The organism is Thalassotalea fusca (genome assembly GCF_053485835.1).
The window spans coordinates 1-382 of record NZ_JBQRUN010000058.1; the positions used below are offsets into that span (position 1 = coordinate 1).

The 382-nt window shown below is 47.4% G+C and carries 2 tRNA genes and 1 rRNA gene; all 3 read right to left on the reverse strand.

The annotated features are described in order from the left end of the window. Positions 1–50: 50 nt before the first annotated feature. Positions 51–127 (reverse strand) — tRNA-Ile (locus tag ACSLUK_RS20010). Between the two features lie 29 nt (positions 128–156). After that, positions 157–232: transfer RNA gene (locus ACSLUK_RS20015), tRNA-Ala, on the reverse strand. 89 nt (positions 233–321) lie between these two features. Beyond that, positions 322–382: ribosomal RNA gene (locus tag ACSLUK_RS20020) — 16S ribosomal RNA — on the reverse strand; the annotation flags it as partial.

Sequence of the window (382 nt, forward strand, 5' to 3'; positions counted from 1 at the left end):
TATCTCGTAAGACAGTTTGAGTTTGGTCTCTTGTTCTTCTGAAGAAGTATTGGTAGGTCTGGGCAGACTTGAACTGCCGACCTCACCCTTATCAGGGGTGCGCTCTAACCAGCTGAGCTACAGACCTGCATATGTACCTAAGTACGACACAATAAGTGGTGGAGCTAAGCAGGATCGAACTGCTGACCTCCTGCGTGCAAGGCAGGCGCTCTCCCAGCTGAGCTATAGCCCCTTATTATGCTAGGGTTTTACTTTTTACTTCTTCTACTTTCGTTATCAGTGCAATTTGTGTGAACACTCAACATCGTTAATTGTTCAAGATAAGGAGGTGATCCAACCCCAGGTTCCCCTAGGGTTACCTTGTTACGACTTCACCCCAGTC